We start from the raw sequence: 18,360 nt of genomic DNA, 5'->3' as shown, positions 1-18,360 counted from the left end.
AACAAAAACGAACTAAGAAGGTGGCTGTATTGATACGTATTGCGTTAGGACAGTTGGAGGTTATCCCAGGACGGCCTGACCTTAACAGTGCCGCTATGCTGCAAATGATCCAGGAAGCCCGGGACCAAAGGGCCGATATGATTGTTTTTCCTGAAATGGCTATTCCCGGCTACCTGCTTGGTGACTCCTGGGAACAGGCTGCTTTCCTAAGGGACTGCGAGTATTACGGACAGCAGATTGTTGCTGCCTCTGATGAAATAACCATTTTGTTTGGTAATGTAGCTGTTGATTGGACAAAACAGGGCGATGACGGCAGAGTTCGCAAATACAATGCCTTTTTTGCCGCTCAACAGGGGAAACTGGCTGGAATCGATAATTTTCCCTATCCCTTCCGCATCAAAACCCTGCACCCTAATTACCGCGAGTTTGATGACAGCAGGCATTTTTTCAGTTCCCGAAAGCTAGCTGCCGAGTTAGCGACTACTCCCGACCAGCTATTGCAGCCGATCAACCTTACCATTGGGGGAAAAGTCCTTTCAGTGGGCTGTATTTTATGTGAAGACGGCTGGAGCGATGACTATTTTACCAAACCAATTGATATTCTTAGTCAGAATCATTCCTTAGATCTGCTTGTGAATATTTCAAGTTCCCCCTTTACGCTAGGCAAAAACAACAAGCGGAACCGGGTATTTTCCAAACAGGCCCGCGATATAGCAGTCCCCTTAATTTATGTCAATAATGTGGGACTGCAGAATAACGGTAAAACCGTCTATACTTTTGACGGGTGCAGTTCCGTATACAGTCCGTCCGGTGAAATTGCCGCTTATTGTTCCCCCTTCACTGCTCAGGTTCAAACAGTTGCTGTTTCCTTGACAACTGACTTTCCTCACCTAACCAGCCCGGCAATAACGGAAGATAATACGATTGACCGTTTATTTGAAGCCATCAATTATGGAACAAAGAAGTTCCTCCAGTCCATTGGCATGAACCGGGTTGTAATCGGGGTCTCGGGAGGGATTGATTCAGCCGTTGCCGCCGCCCTGTATACGCATGTACTGGGACCGGAAAATGTACTGCTTGTCAACATGCCCAGCCGCTATAATTCGGAAACTACAAAGGGCTTAGCTGCCAAATTGGCGGAAAATCTTGGCTGCCGCTATGTAGTTGTACCGATTCAGCAAAGCGTTGAACTGACACTTAGCCAGATAGCCTCAGCACCGCTGCTCAACCCCCGTACCGGCGAAGAAAGTACGTTAACCGTTACCGGCTTTATGGCGGAAAATATCCAGGCACGCGACAGATCCTCCAGGGTGCTGGCCGGGCTGGCAGCTGCCTTTGGCGGCGGATTCACCTGCAATGCCAACAAGTGTGAACTGACGGTTGGCTATTCAACACTATACGGTGACCAGGCCGGCTTTCTCGCGGCCTTGGCCGATCTCTGGAAGCATCAGGTGTATGAACTGGCTCATTACTTTAATACCACAGTTTACCGGCAGGAAGTCATTCCCGCTCAGACAATTACCATTGTTCCGAGTGCAGAGCTCTCCTTTGACCAGTCCGTCGATGAAGGCAAAGGAGATCCCCTGATTTACCCCTATCACGACTATTTATTCCGGGCATTTATGGAATATTGGAACCGGGCTACGCCGGAAGACATCCTGCTGTGGTACCAGGCAGGCGTTTTAGAAGAAAAGCTTGGCTGTGCTCCGCATCTGGTTAAGCAGCTTTTTGCCACACCGGCTGCCTTTATTGAAGACCTGGAGCGCTGGTGGAAGCTTTACACCGGTCTGGCTGTTGCCAAACGGATTCAGGCTCCCCCCGTATTGGCTGTCAGCCGCCGGGCCTATGGCTTTGATCATCGCGAAGCCCAAAACTCTCCTTACTTTACCAAGCGCTACCAGGAATTAAAATCTGAACTGCTAAGAGGTGATGCAAATGTTTGATAACGCTGAGGGTATGGTTTTTCGCCCTCCCAGTGAGGCCAATAGTTTTATTCTGCGGGTCACCATTGGCTGCTCACACAATGCCTGTACGTTCTGCAGCATGTATAAAGGAGTGCGGTTCCGCATCCGTCCTCTAGAGGAAATCATGCAGTTAATTAAGCAAACTGCCCTGTTTCATCCTCAACTTAGGCGGGTGTTTTTAGCGGATGGCAACGCCTTGTCACTTCCTAGTGAGCAGCTGCTGACCATTATGTCCGCATTACATGAATCCTTTCCTAAGCTGACACGTATTACCTGCTATGGCGGACCAAAGGATATCCTGCGCAAAACGCCGGAGGAATTGCTCGCGCTTAAACAAGCAGGCTTACAAATTATTTATCTCGGTATTGAGAGCGGCGATGACGAAGTACTAAAACTGGTGAACAAAGGAGCAACTGCCGAGGAAATGGTTCAAGCCGGACGTAAGGTAGTAGCCGCCGGAATTAAATTATCAGCAATGGTTATTCTGGGCTTAGGAGGGCAGGCACTATCCAGTCAGCATGCTGTGAATACCGGCAAAGTCGTCAGCGCGATTAACCCTACCATGCTCAGTGCACTGACACTCATGCTTCACGACCAGACCCCGCTCAGAGCCGCCGCAGAAAGGGGAGAATTTACACCGTTGTCTCCCTATGGCTTTCTCGCTGAGCTGAAAGAACTCTTAACCCACACCGATGTTACCAGCCCCTGCATATTCCGCAGCAACCACGTTTCTAACCTGCTGCCGCTGGCAGGCACTCTGCCGGCAGATAAAGATAAGCTTCTGGCTGATGTGGCGGCAGTATTGAAGAGTTTTGAAAATAGAAAAACTCCGACATACAACGACGTCGGAGATTTTTGACATTTCAGCGGTTAAGCAGTTTGCGGATCAGCCAGCCAATGGCAAACAGAACAAACACTGCGCCGCCGATTACAACGGCACCGGAGAGTACTGCCAGCAAACCCAGGGCTATTAAAATCTTGGTCAAAAGGCTGGCTGAATTCATATTATACTGCCGTATATAAATACCATTGCCTCTGGCACCGGATTGTTGATATTCGGTGCCTTCTTTCTGCCTGTTATCACCTTGTTCAATGGTAACGCCCGAAAACCCGTCACGTTCTTCCCGGGTCATCACCTGTACTTCAGACTGCTTCTGCCGGCAGGAAGCGCAGCAGCTATCATCAGCATCCGTTGGGGTACCACATACAGTGCAGCGCATAGTCAATCCCTCCTCTTCGTGCGATTCAAGTAAACAGCGACAAAACAAAGCCCTCTTCATTCAAGTAGCGAGGATCAAATTTTTGCAGTTGCAGCTTTTCATACAACTTCGTCCGGTTTGAATAAATAGCGGCTTTGGAAATAGCCAAATCTGCAGCAATATTGTCAGCAGGAATAACGTTATAGGAGTTCAGTAAAGAATAGCTGAAAATGACGGCCGCTGCCCAAACTTGCGGTTTGCGAACTGTTACTTTAGTTAATTGGCAATAATCATGCCACATTTTTTTAGCGAGCCGCACGTCATGTTCGGAAAAACCATACTCGGGCATCAGGTGCTCTAATGTTTCCATTACAGCCTGAGGAGCAGGATTATTCTCCTGTGCAATCGGATAAATCCGGTCTACCTGATTAAAAGGAGTCACATTAACCTTATCCATTGTTGACAATGCATTAATCGTATGTCTGATGACAAGAGCATGCCGGCTGAACATATCAAGCCAGCTCCCCTCCGGCTCCTGAATATTAAAAATTGCTTTCTGCCGGGTTACCTCGTCTTTGATACGCCGCCTCAAATTGCTGCTGACCTCAATACTTGTTACATAATTAATCATGACATTCTCACGGGAAAATACATGCCCGAAGAAGAGCATCTTTTTAATTTGCTGGTAACTGGATTGAGGATGGGGCAGTCGAAACGTTTCCTCAGTAAACAAATTAATACATTCTACCCAATCGCCGTTAATAACCCGATCGATATAAAAAACACAAAAGGTGGCGCTTAGCAGCTCCTGTAGAATATGACGTTCATCAGGCAGCAGCTTGCTGCCATAGTGATTCTGAAAATGGGCCAGCGGTGTTAAATCATTGAAAAGCAAATGATAATCAAACAAAAAATAATCCCAGAAACCCAGCCAAAAATCATCCTGATCTTCACCGGGAATAATGGCTAAAGGCCCATTATACAAAAAGAGCGCCCGGTGAAAATCGTCAGCAAATTCTCTTTGCTGAAAATAATTCCCAAGCTTGGTCATCAAATGCTCCACAGTCTCCCCCACAACCTCGGGATCATTCGTGGACAGGCTCTTCTCCCCGGAAAGCACCAGCATGCTTGGTCCGCTTAGTTCTTCGACCTCTTCCATAAGCGAAGCAGGAAAAAGCTCCAGCCGCTTGCCGCTGGCAATTTCCTTAGCAGCCAACTCCAGCTCATCATAATTCAGAAGTATTTTTTTAGCTACGAGATATTGATAAAGATCCAGCAATATATCAAAAAACTGACGCGCTGCTTTTAATGATTTCTTATACCCCTGAATATTATCTGTCAGCCAGTATATCGCCAGTCCATATTCCCGGGCAGGCATATCCTCAAGACAATCGGTGTAATCATTTTCAGTCGCATCAAGATAGAGTTCAAAATAGCGGATATAATTCCAAAGCCGCCGCAATTCATTGTCATCAGCACCTTGCCAGGCTTTCTGCCTAAGATAGCCTTCCACCCATTCCCGTTTCAGTACCGGCTCTAGTACAATTTCTTCCTCATAGAAAGTATGCACCTCATCATAAACATTTTTCATTTATAAAAATAATCTCCTTTGAGATAAAGCTAATTTATTTTAACATTATACCATTTTTGCCCCTGCTTCACTATCACAATCTGCCATCGCTAGAACAAGGTAAGCTGACTGTTGCTATAACCAGCTTTGTAGTTATTGATGATATCCTCCATCCTGTAGAGAATGCCCCTTAGCGCGCATTCCTTTTGAAACAATTGCCATAGTTCCTTTGCCCTTGGTGAACGGCATTCATAAGCATTGCCATACTGTTCTATATATTTATTCTTTAGTCCGGGAAATCGTTCATCCAGCTTGTCAAAAAACCACTGTCTTTGATTTTGCCGCAAAGTTACACCAAAAGCAGGATAGATAAACCTAGCCTTATGCTCAGCGGCAAGACGGATAATTTCTCCCACATTAGCGTCACTGTCCTCTATAAAGGGAAGCACCGGCATAAGGAGAATGCCTGCATATATTCCCGCCACTGCCATCTCTTTACTTGCGGCAAATCGTCTTGTGGATATGGCTGCATGAGGTTCAATTTTCTGGCAAAGTTCATCCTTAGCTGCTGTAATGGTAACCTTAACAAGAACAGGTGAATGGCTTTTGATTGCTTGCAGCAAATCAATATCTCTTGTTATCAAATCGCTTTTTGTTGTAATTGCAACCCCATAACGATATTTATTAATTAACGCTAAGGCGCCTCTTGTCAAACAATAATCCTTTTCAAAAGGATTATAAGGGTCACTCATGGCACCTATACCAATTACGCCGCGCCGGCGTTTCGCTCTAAGATCACGTTCAAGCAAACCAAGCGCATCAGCCTTTGCTCTTACTCGATCAAAATCCTCAACTTTGTAGCACTCACTGCGGCTGTCACAATAAATACATCCATGCGAACAGCCTTTGTAAATATTCATATTATAATTTTTTCCAAACCAGGCATTTCCTGCTTCATAGCCTGACAGAATTGTTTTTGCCGGTATGAATTCCATAGTTTCAGCCCTTTTCACGTATAATTGCGGTACATTTGAACGACTTGGCCTGCCCACAGACCTTATAGGCAGCCGGAAGCAAAAAAACAAATAAGGGCAGCAGCCCGCCAGCCGCTACCCTATATAACCTTTTATCACTTTATCGTTATGGTTACTTTATAACCATCATTTCCGTTGCTTTAATGAGCGCTGTAACAGTATCTCCTGGTTTTAAATCCAAATCATCCACAGAGTCAACAGAAATAGCCGCTACCAGCTCATCACCTTTGTAATCCATTACCACCTTCGCCATAACCGTTCCTTTAATGACCTCTTTTACGGTAGCCTGCAGCTTATTTCTTCCACTAATTTTCATTGTCTACCCCTCCTCAATTTTGGTGACTGCTGAGTTATAAACATTGCTATTAGTCTTTCTTAAAAATCAATATTATACAAGTTCTAGAAAAATCCTTTATTTATCGGGAAAATAGCCAAGCGAAAAGCAAATATGCTTTCTATGTAACCCCGCCAAACTAAACCAAACATTACAGATAAATAAATCATTATCAATTCTTTCAAAGACGGTTTTGTTTGTTTTTATTTGACCACCAATAGTCTTCTTGCTTGCTATTGGTTAGCTTTCGTTATATACTATATTCACGATCTTATTACACAACGAAGTGCCGCCCGGAAACATCCGGGCGGCATCTTTATTTGGGAGGCAGATTATGAAACTTGCTGAATCACCCAGTGCATTGCAGGTGCTTTTGCTGGAAGATGCACCTGCTACCGGAGATTTTATTGATTCTATAAACGACAGCACGGCACTGGCAGGACTACTTTCTCCGGCGATCGGCCCGCTGCATCGTCATTTAATTTCGCTTTATCTGCATAACCCCTATTGGAATGATTTTCGCATTCTCAATCATTTTCATCGCCGCCGGATACCCCTAACACGCGATGATTTATGCCGGTTAAAAGCACAGTGCGGCCTGGATAACGGAGAAATAATCTGCAATACACTAATACGACTGTCTGTTCATGGCGGGTTGACATTAAATTCCCGGCAAATCAGCTTTATTGAAAAGAATAAGCCCACCTTTCGCGATCGGGATCTACTGCCTTCCCACCCGGGGGAACTGCTTGTTTATGAATGTCTTTTTGGACGGGGCGTCGGCAGCCTGGGCCGGGTATACATTCATTTCTTCGTTGATCTGTTTACCGGCTATGCATTTGGCGGTATAAGCCAGCGCCGTTCTCTCGGCACCGGTTTGGATATTTTGCTGAACACCGTCATTCCCTTGTACAGGTCACATAATTACTTAATTCATACCGTTTATCATTCTTCCAAGATCATGCATGAAATTCATGACTTCAACAGGCTGGAGTCAGAAGAAGCTTTCTCGCGAGTTGGTTTGCAGTGGCAGCCTACCCGCCGTAAATTCGGTGCTATTGAGAAGTTCGAAAAAAGCGCCGCAGCCGCTCACTTTTTTGAGACTGCAGCCTATGCCGCTTCCTTAGAATGTATCAAGCCACTATTTGATCAATGGCATGTGCATAATCAACACCAAAAGTTAGCTATACCCAATAGATAAGAAGATAGGTTTATCTTCCGCTTTAGCCTTTTGGAAAGCATCATCTCCCCAAGGAAACCAGTCAACGGGATTGTTAGCATGTTGCATGAGGTACGGTGACTTTTCCTGAGCTAATCTATTGGGTATCTTGTATTTTGGCATATGACCACCTCCTTCTATATCTTATACTGAAAAATAGCATAGTTTATTAGCAATAGCATACTCAATATCTTGGCATTCAATTCTCCTAGCAACACTGGGTCGTTTTGTGTGACTCGCCGCGATAAAAAAGCCTCTTAATAGCCAGCTAACGGCCATTAAGAAGCTTTTCACATCTTTGGTGGGTAACGTTGTCACTTATAAATTATACGCAAGTCAACATCATCGCCGTTCCTATCATATAGTATCCTGGTGACAACAGACTTAATTAGACTATTTTGCTGTTTGGGGCTGCTTGCTCGTTTCCAGTCCTTCTTGAACTGCTTTAGTTGTTGCTTTAGCTCAGTGCCACTATAATGTCCAGACATAGTCGCCAGTTGTTCATTCAATGCCTGTATTTCCTGCTGCAAAGCTTTGATAGCGGCCTCTCTGCCCTGTCGACGTAGGGCAAACTCATCTGCTGAATATACCCCATCCTCATAACTGTTGTATACCCGTTTGAGGGCTTTGTCTTCCTGGCTGACCTTATCCATTTTCTGTCCTATCACGGTACGTAAATCGTTAATGGCGGCTTCATCCTTGCTTCCGGCAGCTGCCGCACTAACGTTAGATAAAATTCCGTCAAAAAGAGCATCAAAGAAATGTTGGTCTAATCGGTGCCCCACCTGCTCGCAATGTTTTCCATCTGGATAGCGATGCGTACATAACGTGTATAGAGCTTTACTACCATCTCTGAGTGTCTTTTCCCGAAACTGCATCCGGTGATTACACTTGGCGCAGTACAGTATGCCAGTTAACGGTCTCGCCGCCGCTCGTGCCTTCTTTGGAATCAGCAAATTTTGCTGCAATTTTGTCATGATTTTAATATGTTCGTCTTCGGTCTTGACTGGCTCATGCTGACCATCAGCCATAATCCATTCATCTTGGCTTCTTTTGGTAACTTTACCGTCCTTGCGAAAATTACCACGGGTTTTCTGGTAGACAATCTTACCTAAATGTATCTCGGAAGTTAAAAGACGGTGAAGCTTGGTTGATGACCAGGGTGAATCCGGCGTTAAAGACGGAACACCTGCAAGGTTGAGCCACACGGCCAGTTCTTGTAGCCCAATTGGTTCGTTGATATACTTTTCAACTATCAATCGGTAGGTAACTAGTTTCTCAGGATTGATAGACACCGTTTTGATATCCCGGTTGTACTCATACGGAAAGGGTGGCTTGCCGTTCGTCCACTTGCCTTGCTTGGCTCCTGCAATCTTCCCCTGTTTGAGTCGTTTTTTAATCATCATATACTCGCAGCGGGCCATGAATGACTTAAAACCAACATGCATTGAGTCATCTTCGTCATTGAGGTCATAATGTTTCTGTGGAGTAATTACCTTAACATCATAGCGGGCCAGCTTCTTAAGGATTTTTCCGCGGTCTTCATCATCACCACGGCTAAGGCGATCAATATCCATTACAACAACGCCGTCATATATTTCGTCCTCTACGCGTTCCAAGAGCTTCTGCATCTCGGGCCGGTATTCTAAGCTGTCTCCTGATACAATTTCCTCATAAACGTCATATGTCCATTTCTTTTGTTCTACAAATGCGTACAGTGTCTGCCGGTGTTTGGACAGCACGTCCACCTCATTCTCATCGTCTCGTGATTTACGCAGATATATCGCAACATGGTTGATGCTTGCCATTCTGTTGAACCTCCTATAGTTGGTGTGCAGGAAATACTATTGCTACATCTTAAGCCGGTTTCTTGAGTTCAGTTGTCGGCTTGCTCATTTCTTTATATTGTCGTAAAAATGTTTGTGTGAGCGCGGAAATAGCTTCGATAGATGGTATGTTGTCAGCAATAACACGAATTTTAATAGAACTACGTTTTGGCATAAGGCGTCACCTCGGCTGTTATTCGGCCTTTCGTTTCGCCTGCGCATGACCTGACCGTTTCGGCCAATGCGTGGTGACTTATCCTTCGTTGTATCTTATTGCTGCTAAAAAGCAACAAGGGCGCGTCCGCGGCAAGACATTAACAACCAAACCCTAAATAGGGTTAGATTGTTTAATCTTGACGCGAACGCGCCCTTTATCTTCAAATAAGTGTATTCTCAAACTGCTGGTTGGTATTCAATTGTCTTTGGCAGTTTGCTTTATCAATCTTACTACATCTACATGATAACAGTTTGTCCTTACAGGTGTCAAGCAGGTAACATCTCCTTGCTCACGGTCGTATTTTTTCATCCTGGTTACTTGTTCAACGCTTCCTGCCTAACGCCACAGTTAAGCGGCGCACAACTTCCACGTCCTTCTTATACAGTGTGACGCAGATAAGCACATCTGCTTCATCATAGACCGCCCAATAGCGGTCGCTGTATTTGCGGATAGTCATGGCAATCACCTCCTGTCATTGAATGGCTGGGAAAATAAAAAAAAGCCACGCGATATGCTCGCACAGCTCAAACTGGACCCCCGTACCCTCCAAATACTGGTAACGTAAAGTTCAATAAAGACTAGGAAGGGTCAGCAAAATTTGATATTTTGGGTTGCCTATTAGGGTTGTTACATTCTGTACAATAGGGCCTTATTTGGGATGCTAAACCAGGTGCAGACGGCGAAATTATGCTCATTTCGCTAAAACGGCGAAAACGTAGGAAAATCAAGTACTTTCAAAATATCCTAAGCGTTAGAGTCCAGTACTGGTGCGGCAAAACCATTGATTTACCTAGATTCTTGAAATTCGTTGTCGACAAGCATGTTCAATGCCGAAAAATCGCGGGTAATCTATCTCTGTACTTTTTATATGGAAATTCCTAGGATAATTGTGGTTATAGCAAGTTGTGAGTGGTATAGAAAAATCATAAACTAGCCCAAATGCAGATAACTCTTTCCCCTTCCCCACACTCTGGTGTACAATGGTGCTATTGATTATGTCGACACCGAGTATGATAGTGGGGATTTCCGTGATACATACCATTGAGATAGGACATGGCATGAGTAGAGACAAGCTCATAGACTTCACCAGAAGCCAGAGCGCTTTTCCTGACAATCAGATGGAGCAGTTTCTGGCAGGCCGTATAAGCGAATTACAAGCGCCGGAGTATCAGCTTCCTGGTTTCAACAAGTTCACCCTGTACCGCAGAGGCAACGAAAGCTACTACTTTCTGCGCATTGTTATCAATCCGCAGGTGCTGCTCACAGACCGACCAACAGTTTCACTGTTTTGCTGCACGCAGGACAACGTAGAAGCGCTTCAGGAACGTTTTGGGGAGGGTCTACGAATAATCACCGCAACCACCTTCGATCCACTTCTCCAGTGGTCTGTCCATCGCATTGATTATGCCATGGACTTGTATACGCCACATGCTGCCTTGTTTGTTGAATTGGCTAAGCAGGCTAAGCACCCCCGCGATTTTATTGACCGGGTAAATAGGCCGGGCAGCTTCTACTTAGAGTGTGGCTCAGTTACGCTGAATTTTTACGATAAACTCGACCAGATGAGCAAGAAGCGGCGACAGCTAGGGCGGCTTTATAACGCTCTCTGCCGTGAGGCAACCAACGTGTACCGCTTGGAAATCCAGTGCAGCAAGTCCAAACGGTTTGAAATCATGAATGATTATGGGCTAAGTGACATCAGTGTGTGCGGCTTCTTGGATGAGCGCATAGCGCAGGAGAAGATACAATACTACTATCGGACAACCATTGGTTACGGCGACTATTACAGCCTTGCTGCTGTGCAAAGGCGTATTGAGCAAGCACGATGGCGCAGGCCGAAGAAGGCAGGCATTTATAATTGGCTACGGCTAATAGCGCAGGCGGGGTCTTATCCTGACAGCGTTAATATGGCTTTGGGCGGTACATTTCTTGATGATGAGCCAGAAGTTCTGGTGCGTATTGGCGAAAGGACACTTCCTGATTATGTTGATAGCTGCAGACGAGAGGGTATCAACATAGTTACTATACCGGCCCACAGGGACATTGACTATCTGCCTAATCCCATGCCGGAAGAACTGCGCCAATATCCGCCACCTCGTAGAAGACGAACAGAGGTCTGCTCCCCTCCAGCCTAGCGGGAGGGGTTAGGGGTGGAGTTTCCTAGCTGCCGCAGGCTATGGTGGACGTCCGATATTGCTCTTTATGTCCATGGGGCAGCCCGTAGGGATACAGGACATAAGGTAGTAATATCGTTGATGTCCGCCATCACTTTCAATAGGCTCGTAAGAGCCACGCCGCAGGCACACCGGAATAACCGAAGGGGTAATTCCGGCCTCCCGAAGGGAAAACCCTATACTTATTTGTCTACAGCGAATTTATGCTCCTAAAACGTTATTTTAAATCCCTTAAATGTTCTTCGATATGTTCGTCAATATGCGCTTCAAGTGCATGCAACATCTTAAATAGTGAGTTAACTTGTCCGGGAGTTAGTATTCCAAGATGATCATCAATATCTTGGTAAAGATTTTGTGAGTGACGCTCTTTTTCTTCATAAACGCTAACGCCCAATTCTGTCAATGACAATAATACTTCCCTTTCGTTTTCCGACGACCTACATTTTCTTACCAAACCTTTATTTACTAAGTTTTTTACCATTGTAGATATGGCTCCTTTAGTCGCACCATATCTAGCCGCCAAATCCGTAACCTTAAGATTTTCGTGCTGCCCAATCAGAATAATCAATGATACTTCGGACGAGCTTAAATTACCTGCTGGCGTAGATTCGCTTGCATGCTTACTAAGTTCGTGAGTCTTCGTCACTATTCGTTTCATTATTTCCATAAATTTTTTGCCATTATTCTCATTCATAATAACATTATTGAACAACACGTATGAAAAAGCAAGCTGATGTTGCGATTTTTGTTTTATTATGATACTATTTTACAAGAAAACAAATTGGAGGTATTGTTATGAAGTATACAATTATAATTAGGGCACAAATCCGAGGAGGAAACGCATAGCTGGCCCTACAAACCGCGTGATTCTCCTCAATACAAAAGGAGCATCATATTGAACAAAGATTGTAATATATTAATAAACCAAGAACAAAATGTAGAATTGACAACAACAGAAACTACAAACAAGCAGAACTTCTCGCTTGATTTTAAAAAGTCCTTACCATGGGTGATCTTCGTAGTCTTTTTAAGTGTACTGAACGAAACGGTGTTCAACGTAGCGACACCCAGCATTGCAACCCAGTTTGGTCTACAACCTTCCGGAGCAAGCTTGGTGATCACGAGCTTTATGATTTTTTTCGGTGTTGGCTCGGTGATTTATGGAAAAATGTCCGACACTTATAGATTGAAGCCGCTGATTATAATCGGCCTGTTAATCTATTGTGGAGGTTCGCTTTTCGGGTTTCTTGCACATGAAAACTACTCGTTGGTTATTGCAGCCCGAATCATTCAAGGTGCTGGGTGTTCAGCAATTTCGGCGCTTATGATGGTTATCATTGCCCGTTATATCTCGCCTGAGAATCGCGGTAAAGCCTTCGGCATTTTAGGCTCAACGGTGGCTTTTAGCGAAGGTATAGGTCCGGCAATTGGTGGCTTTGTTTCGGCTAATTATCACTGGGCGTTTTTGTTTTTAATCCCACTATTTACGCTTCTCTCAATTCCGTTTTTCTATAAAGTACTACCAGATGAAATGCCTGGCAATGGTAAGGTAGATTTTCTGGGAGCTGCCTTGCTTGTAATTGGAGTTGCGTCGCTAATTTTGTATATAACAGAGCCCAGATGGCCGTTTATCGTTATTGGCGTCGCACTTCTTGGTTGGTTTGCCGTACACATTCGACAATCGGAGCAACCGTTTATCGAACCTGCAATGTTTGTGAAGCGTAAATACATTATTGGCGTCCTGTCAGGGTTTGTTTTATTTTGTACAGGGATGGGCATCCTATTTATGACGCCTCTCATGCTCAGTCATGTACACCAGTTGTCAACCGATGTGATCGGATGGATTTTATTTCCCGGCTCCATGAGCGTAATTGCTTTTGGAGCAGCGGGAGGAAGCTTGGCCGATAAACGCGGGAATCCTTTTGTACTACTTCTAGGGCTATTCCTTCTTATCATTAGTGTGCTGACTATATCATTATTAGTAGAAAAATCACAATGGCTGATATCGGCTGCGTTATTACCAACTTTCATCGGGTTATCATTTATCAAAACTGCCGTATCTAACAGCGTCACGCAGACTCTGGAAATGGATGAGATCGGTGTTGGCATGGGGTTGTACGGTTTAGCCAGCTTCTTGTCAGAAGCGGTTGGTACGGCACTTGTAGGTAAAGCCCTGGATAAACGGATTCTTGATTTCTCTCTGCTCCCAACGGTAACCGAGCCATCCGCTTATATGTACAGTAATATGTTTCTTGTTTTCGTTTTTTTCATCCTGTTTGGTGGAGCCGTATACATGTCAGTATTCCGACGCGGTTGATCCAATGGTAGAATAAGCAACTTCCTGTATGGGGGTTGCTTATTCTTATTATATTGGCTCCATAGCTTCTTCTTTCTAAGTTAGTGACTAACATACATGCCATCAGACAAAATGTAGAAGGTCAAATCTGCAGTAGAGCAGATTATAGGGCTATAAATAACAAAAGAGAATCTGGCAACCTTAATCCACCTTAGTTTCTCTTTATCTTTGGGACCACAATTTTTATGGTGTCTATTACGAACATGCCATCAATGCCTAGTAAAATACAATGCTGCCAATCGCTTGTTTTCCAAACAATATCTGCCGGAAGAATAAAAGAGTTTAAACCAGATTCTGCTGGTACCAGTTCGCTTTGCCGCGGATAACATTACCGCCTTCCCCCACAGCAGTGCCGGCAAAAAACCACAAATCCCATCTTTCGCAGGTAGTAGCAGGCCCATAACCATCATCATCTGCCGCTTCTGCATGAGTCATTACATGATAGCGGTCTACGGTCAAACCAACGGCTTGCGCCAGAACAGCTACGGCCTGCGCCGTCGCTTCAATTTGCCGACTAGTAGGCGGCTCTGCTCCTAAATCGCTGGTGACAGCGCCGTAGGCACAACATAAGCCGATGCCGACAGCCCCTGTATTACGCCGGTAAGTGTGTGACTTAGTTTCAGAAAAATCTTCTGTACTAATATAGATACCTCCATCGGCATCAACATTAACATGGTAGTCGGCAAAAAATTGTCCATAATGGCCTGCAGTCCAATGCAGATATACCATTACATCACGGTCTAAGGACTGGGCCTGTTCCCAAAGGCTGCTTTTCGACTGTAATGCGAGCTGTCCGAGTTCTGCCAGTGTCACTTTCCTCATGATCCTCTCCACCTCCTATCCTTCCATCATTCTGCCGTCGCAGCATTAGATCTATCTTATTGTATGAGTGTTGCCGATAGCAGTTGACACTTTTAGAAACATAAGATAACTGCGATGCAAATTAGATGGCTTAAGTACTATTCCTTTGCAGCCAGATATACTATAATAATAGTAATATTACAAATAATTCAACTATTCACGTTGTAGGTGATACTGTGCGTTTAGAGCAGCTGCAATATCTGGTCGAAATCTACCGCTCCAAATCAATATCATTGGCTGCTGAGCGTGCCCATATTTCTCAGCCGGCCCTTAGTACCTCCATAAGCAGACTGGAGGATGAATTAAAGGTGCAGCTGCTTAAAAGGACCAATCAGGGCGTTTACCCTACCGAGGCCGGTGAATTTGTTATTCAAAAATCGTTACAAATCATCGATGCTCTTGAGGAAATTTCCGCCTTGTCCCGTGCCAACTCCGACTTGGGTGGAGACATTTCCCTAGCCGTTGAACTCAATGTAAACATGACTTTTATGCCCAAGGTTTTTGCGATCTTCAGACAGCACTTCCCGAAAGCGAATATCCTGCAAAAGGTTGGAGAATCCAATAATATCCTACGCGATGTCGAGTCAGGCAAAGCCGATATCGGCATCATCCTCCAAACAGAAGAGTTGAGCAAGGCGAAAGATATCTGTGCTAAGGAAATCCTGCAGGACACACTGGTCATACTCACCAGCAAAAACAATCCTCTCGCAAACCAACGAGAAATCAGCCTCGACTCTGCTATGGCCCAATCCATTATTCTTTTTAACTCAGAATATATTACAAACTGCGGAATTTCAGGCATTCTAAAAAAGTTTGGCAATTTTACCGTCAACTACCGGGTCGATACAATTGTCATGTTGGAAAAATTACTGCTCCAGGAAAACGGCATCGCCTTTATCCCGCGTTTTGTTGCACGCGAATATATGAATATGTTTAAGGACTTAGTTGCCATTACGATTCAAAACTCGCCTTTAAATATCTCGATTGCGCTGATTTGGTCCAACCGGCATCATCTGTGCGCCACTGAAAAAGAGCTGATAAAAATTATCCGTTCGGTACTGGCAACATAAAAACTACCCGGCTGCAGTTCATTCCAAAACCAGCCGGGTAGTTTTCTGCTTTTCTATTCAGATACCAAGAGCAGCGGCAATTTTCTCTTCCACTTCGGCCCCTTCGATATTCCCTGCCAGCTTTCCTTTCAACACTCCATCGTTAAAAAAAAGAATGGATGGAACGCCCCGTAATGAGAAGCGTTGCGAAAAGTTTTTTTCCGCTTCAATATCAACATAATAAAAGCCAAATCTCCCCTCATATTCAGGCTGCAATTCAGTCAGCACCGGTATGACTTCCTGGCATACATGGCAGTTTTCCCGTGAAAAGATGACTAAACATGGTTCACCATTGTCATATATAATTTCTTCAAAGCTATTTGCCTGTAATTGATGCATCCTCTTCTCCACTCCTATTCTATAATGCGAGTTCAAAAGCAGCACAATGAGTGCTGCTTTTGATCATGTCCGGTAATTTCTCAAACTTCTTCCGAGAAAATCTGATAAACCGGAGCTCCTTCACATTGTGCAGGATAACGCAACCCTAACAATACGGAAACAGAAGGAGCAACATCAACTTGCCGGATAATACGCTCTGTCGTAAAGCCGGACTTAATACCGGAACCTGCGGCAACAAAAATCGGCGAAACAGAGGTAGCATGATAGCCTTCTGATGTTGAAATGCTATCACCATGCAAGCGATTATAACCTTCCTCAACGGAAAAGAAAATGTCCCCGCATTCCGGTCCGTGCGCACCAATCAATACAGCATCTTTATTTCTGAGGCAAATACCGACGACGCGTTTGCCTGTTTTATCATCCCGGTAATTATACAAATCACTGATGATTTGTTCTTCTAACTCATATTTGTCCTTGGGATCAACAATCCCATACCTGTCCCGGCCCTTCAGATTAATGTAGATATAGTTGCTGCGAATTTGAACCGCTCTGGTTTTTTCCCAATCGACTTCGCGCAGCGAATTACCGTTTTCATCTTTCTTTAGTACCGTATAGCCTAGTTCTTCCATTATTTTTGTATTCAGACCGCCATATTCTCCTAAAATGGGCGGTACATTTTCCCCGACAATAAGTCCATGATCACTTACCAGTAATACCGTCCAGCCTTCATCCAGTAAATGCATGAATTCACCGAGATACTCATCTGTCTGGATGTAGAATTGCTCAATGAACCCCTGATACGTTTTCTCATCGGTATGATCCCAAGGAGGCAGTGTCTTAGCAAGATGCCATAACTGATGACCGGCGCAGTCAATGTTATGCAAATGAGAGAATACCACTTCATAGCCTTTTTTACTAATGCAGTAATTCATGCAATCTGCCTGCCATTTGTTATACAGCCGCCAGGAGGGTTCAAATATTTCGCGCACTAATTCGTCATCTTCGCCGCCGATCAGACTGACAGGCGGAACGACGCCGATATTTTCGACAATGTCTTTAAACAGAACTTTTGGATGCCATAACTGATCATTGTCAACATCAAGCGCATTGCTGATCCACAGCCTGATCTTGCTGCCTTCTGGATCAAGTTCCAAAATTTTCATCGAGCGGCAGGCCGGTTTGGTAACTTCTTTCTTGGTAACATCATCAATAACGCCTGATACCATCTTGCCGCACTCTAATATGACAATCGGCTCAGCCGCTTTTTTATTTTTATAAATAGCCACACGGTCATAAAAACCCGCTGCATTTTTCAGGATCAGCGCCGGTCGCCTCATTATCCCGCCGGAGGTCAATATCGTAAATTCTTTTGCCCCTTCCGGTGCATTTACCCAGCCTTGGGCCTCCTTAAGCGGCGAATTTACAATATCATAAGCTACCTTGCTGCCAATAACAACTTCCGTGTCCTCGTCATCCATAACGTAGGTACGGATCTCGCCCCCCTGACGGGCAGTATCGCCCCACCATAGCTCCATCATTTCATCATCAACATTATCGTCGAGCGTATCTTCGAGATCAGTAATAATACAGCCTACGCCCGCCGGTTTATCTACCCTTGGCGCATAGCGTACTTCTTTAATGTCCGGTGTCGCAACAATCACTTTTTCCCAGTCAAGCTGGGCCACGCCCATATTAACGGAGCCTGGCTGTGTGCCGTCTACTACGCTGAGATTTTCGCTTTGGGATGTCGGAGGCCAAGAGCTCCCCGGCCAATGCCAAACAAGTGTCTTTAATCCGGCTTCGGCTGTAATATTCCAAATTTGTTCTGCTGTACAATTGCGGGAATCCAGATTGTAAACAACAGCATCAAGGCTGGCAGGCGACTGCCGCCAGTAGCAGGTAATACCATGGGTTCCCGGGTAAGCCCCGGTGGCCAGAGTCGTCCAGCAGGGCGGCGTAATCGTTGGAATGGCTCCGAGCAGTCGCAAGTCTTCCCGTGCGGCTCCCCGGTTAATTAGTCGCTGCAGGTTAGGCATTTTCCCTTCGGCTAAGTATTGACGGCTAATGCGCGGATCCATGCCATCAACACCTAATACCAGCAATTTGTGGGTAAGGGCTGTTCTTTTCATCGTAGTCTCCTTTTCTGTATATAATATTG

General features: G+C 44.9%; 18 protein-coding genes. 6 read left to right on the top strand and 12 right to left on the bottom strand.

Translation table 11 applies throughout. The features are described from left to right. The first annotated feature begins 29 nt into the window (after positions 1-29). Entirely contained in the window at positions 30-1,943 is a 1,914-nt protein-coding gene (nadE, locus tag EV210_RS11040; RefSeq protein ID WP_132079987.1) for an NAD(+) synthase, read from the top strand. After that, on the top strand, positions 1,936-2,823 hold the full coding sequence (locus EV210_RS11035) for a radical SAM protein (protein WP_132079984.1): 888 nt from the start codon (positions 1,936-1,938) through the stop codon (positions 2,821-2,823). The genes nadE and EV210_RS11035 overlap by 8 nt, the downstream gene beginning before the upstream one ends. A gap of 4 nt (positions 2,824-2,827) precedes the next feature. Here EV210_RS11035 and EV210_RS11030 read toward each other — a convergent pair whose 3' ends face one another. From EV210_RS11030 to EV210_RS11015, 4 genes are all read right to left on the bottom strand, one after another. Continuing rightward, on the bottom strand, positions 2,828-3,184 hold the full coding sequence (locus EV210_RS11030) for a hypothetical protein (RefSeq protein ID WP_132079981.1): 357 nt from the start codon (positions 3,182-3,184) through the stop codon (positions 2,828-2,830). A gap of 25 nt (positions 3,185-3,209) precedes the next feature. Beyond that, positions 3,210-4,754 (bottom strand): hypothetical protein, encoded by a 1,545-nt coding sequence (locus tag EV210_RS11025; protein ID WP_132079978.1) that lies wholly within the window; start codon positions 4,752-4,754, stop codon positions 3,210-3,212. Between the two features lie 89 nt (positions 4,755-4,843). Further along, complete coding sequence (locus EV210_RS11020; protein ID WP_132079975.1) at positions 4,844-5,728, bottom strand: SPL family radical SAM protein; 885 nt, start codon at positions 5,726-5,728, stop codon at positions 4,844-4,846. A 151-nt stretch (positions 5,729-5,879) separates the two neighbouring features. After that, positions 5,880-6,083, bottom strand: coding sequence for a TOBE domain-containing protein (locus EV210_RS11015; protein WP_132079972.1), 204 nt, complete (start codon positions 6,081-6,083; stop codon positions 5,880-5,882). A 352-nt stretch (positions 6,084-6,435) separates the two neighbouring features. On the opposite strand from EV210_RS11015, the gene EV210_RS11010 reads away from it, so the two are divergent. After that, a complete protein-coding gene (locus EV210_RS11010; protein ID WP_132079969.1) occupies positions 6,436-7,302 on the top strand; it encodes a hypothetical protein in 867 nt (288 codons plus the stop codon). Here EV210_RS11010 and EV210_RS11005 read toward each other — a convergent pair. The 4 genes from EV210_RS11005 to EV210_RS23325 form a co-directional block, all read right to left on the bottom strand. After that, a complete protein-coding gene (locus tag EV210_RS11005) occupies positions 7,282-7,443 on the bottom strand; it encodes a DUF255 domain-containing protein (protein WP_132079966.1) in 162 nt (53 codons plus the stop codon). The two genes, EV210_RS11010 and EV210_RS11005, sit on opposite strands and share 21 nt — an antisense overlap. Positions 7,444-7,634: 191 nt before the next feature. Continuing rightward, entirely contained in the window at positions 7,635-9,128 is a 1,494-nt protein-coding gene (locus EV210_RS23100) for a recombinase family protein (protein ID WP_132079963.1), read from the bottom strand. A gap of 49 nt (positions 9,129-9,177) precedes the next feature. Further along, positions 9,178-9,321 carry a hypothetical protein gene (locus EV210_RS22635; protein WP_165898873.1) on the bottom strand — a complete coding sequence of 48 codons (144 nt, stop codon included), beginning with the start codon at positions 9,319-9,321 and terminating at the stop codon, positions 9,178-9,180. Between the two features lie 364 nt (positions 9,322-9,685). Further along, complete coding sequence (locus EV210_RS23325) at positions 9,686-9,820, bottom strand: hypothetical protein (protein WP_279388501.1); 135 nt, start codon at positions 9,818-9,820, stop codon at positions 9,686-9,688. A gap of 538 nt (positions 9,821-10,358) precedes the next feature. Here EV210_RS23325 and EV210_RS10995 point away from each other — a divergent pair. Beyond that, positions 10,359-11,498 (top strand): hypothetical protein, encoded by a 1,140-nt coding sequence (locus EV210_RS10995; RefSeq protein WP_132079960.1) that lies wholly within the window; start codon positions 10,359-10,361, stop codon positions 11,496-11,498. A 256-nt stretch (positions 11,499-11,754) separates the two neighbouring features. Here EV210_RS10995 and EV210_RS10990 read toward each other — a convergent pair whose 3' ends face one another. Beyond that, positions 11,755-12,231, bottom strand: coding sequence for a MarR family winged helix-turn-helix transcriptional regulator (locus EV210_RS10990; RefSeq protein ID WP_132079958.1), 477 nt, complete (start codon positions 12,229-12,231; stop codon positions 11,755-11,757). A 201-nt stretch (positions 12,232-12,432) separates the two neighbouring features. Here EV210_RS10990 and EV210_RS10985 point away from each other — a divergent pair, with 201 nt between their 5' ends. Further along, a complete protein-coding gene (locus EV210_RS10985; RefSeq protein WP_165898872.1) occupies positions 12,433-13,854 on the top strand; it encodes an MFS transporter in 1,422 nt (473 codons plus the stop codon). 321 nt (positions 13,855-14,175) lie between these two features. Here EV210_RS10985 and EV210_RS10980 read toward each other — a convergent pair whose 3' ends face one another. After that, complete coding sequence (locus tag EV210_RS10980; protein ID WP_132079952.1) at positions 14,176-14,715, bottom strand: N-acetylmuramoyl-L-alanine amidase; 540 nt, start codon at positions 14,713-14,715, stop codon at positions 14,176-14,178. Between the two features lie 215 nt (positions 14,716-14,930). On the opposite strand from EV210_RS10980, the gene EV210_RS10975 reads away from it, so the two are divergent. Continuing rightward, the gene (locus tag EV210_RS10975) at positions 14,931-15,824 is read left to right on the top strand and encodes a LysR family transcriptional regulator (RefSeq protein ID WP_132079950.1); all 894 of its coding nucleotides are present in this window, start codon (positions 14,931-14,933) and stop codon (positions 15,822-15,824) included. Between the two features lie 57 nt (positions 15,825-15,881). On the opposite strand, the gene EV210_RS10970 is transcribed toward EV210_RS10975, so the two are convergent. Continuing rightward, a complete protein-coding gene (locus EV210_RS10970; protein WP_132079947.1) occupies positions 15,882-16,202 on the bottom strand; it encodes a thioredoxin family protein in 321 nt (106 codons plus the stop codon). 80 nt (positions 16,203-16,282) lie between these two features. After that, a complete protein-coding gene (locus EV210_RS10965; RefSeq protein ID WP_132079944.1) occupies positions 16,283-18,331 on the bottom strand; it encodes an alkaline phosphatase family protein in 2,049 nt (682 codons plus the stop codon). Positions 18,332-18,360 lie beyond the last annotated feature (29 nt).

The sequence above is a fragment of the Anaerospora hongkongensis genome (assembly GCF_004339805.1).
Taxonomy (GTDB): Bacteria; Bacillota; Negativicutes; order Sporomusales; family DSM-15969; genus Anaerospora; species Anaerospora hongkongensis.
The sequence above is the reverse complement of the archived record's forward strand: the minus strand, read 5'-3'. Positions and strand labels throughout refer to the sequence as shown.

Coding starts and splice junctions, on each gene's coding strand:
- EV210_RS11035 (WP_132079984.1), top strand. CDS start 1,936: ATGTTTGATAACGCTGAGGGTATGGTTTTTCGCCCTCCCAGTGAGGCC.
- EV210_RS11030 (WP_132079981.1), bottom strand. CDS start 3,184: ATGCGCTGCACTGTATGTGGTACCCCAACGGATGCTGATGATAGCTGC.
- EV210_RS11025 (WP_132079978.1), bottom strand. CDS start 4,754: ATGAAAAATGTTTATGATGAGGTGCATACTTTCTATGAGGAAGAAATT.
- EV210_RS11020 (WP_132079975.1), bottom strand. CDS start 5,728: ATGGAATTCATACCGGCAAAAACAATTCTGTCAGGCTATGAAGCAGGA.
- EV210_RS11015 (WP_132079972.1), bottom strand. CDS start 6,083: ATGAAAATTAGTGGAAGAAATAAGCTGCAGGCTACCGTAAAAGAGGTC.
- EV210_RS11010 (WP_132079969.1), top strand. CDS start 6,436: ATGAAACTTGCTGAATCACCCAGTGCATTGCAGGTGCTTTTGCTGGAA.
- EV210_RS11005 (WP_132079966.1), bottom strand. CDS start 7,443: ATGCCAAAATACAAGATACCCAATAGATTAGCTCAGGAAAAGTCACCG.
- EV210_RS23100 (WP_132079963.1), bottom strand. CDS start 9,128: ATGGCAAGCATCAACCATGTTGCGATATATCTGCGTAAATCACGAGAC.
- EV210_RS22635 (WP_165898873.1), bottom strand. CDS start 9,321: ATGCCAAAACGTAGTTCTATTAAAATTCGTGTTATTGCTGACAACATA.
- EV210_RS23325 (WP_279388501.1), bottom strand. CDS start 9,820: ATGACTATCCGCAAATACAGCGACCGCTATTGGGCGGTCTATGATGAA.
- EV210_RS10995 (WP_132079960.1), top strand. CDS start 10,359: ATGTCGACACCGAGTATGATAGTGGGGATTTCCGTGATACATACCATT.
- EV210_RS10990 (WP_132079958.1), bottom strand. CDS start 12,231: ATGAATGAGAATAATGGCAAAAAATTTATGGAAATAATGAAACGAATA.
- EV210_RS10980 (WP_132079952.1), bottom strand. CDS start 14,715: ATGAGGAAAGTGACACTGGCAGAACTCGGACAGCTCGCATTACAGTCG.
- EV210_RS10970 (WP_132079947.1), bottom strand. CDS start 16,202: ATGCATCAATTACAGGCAAATAGCTTTGAAGAAATTATATATGACAAT.
- EV210_RS10965 (WP_132079944.1), bottom strand. CDS start 18,331: ATGAAAAGAACAGCCCTTACCCACAAATTGCTGGTATTAGGTGTTGAT.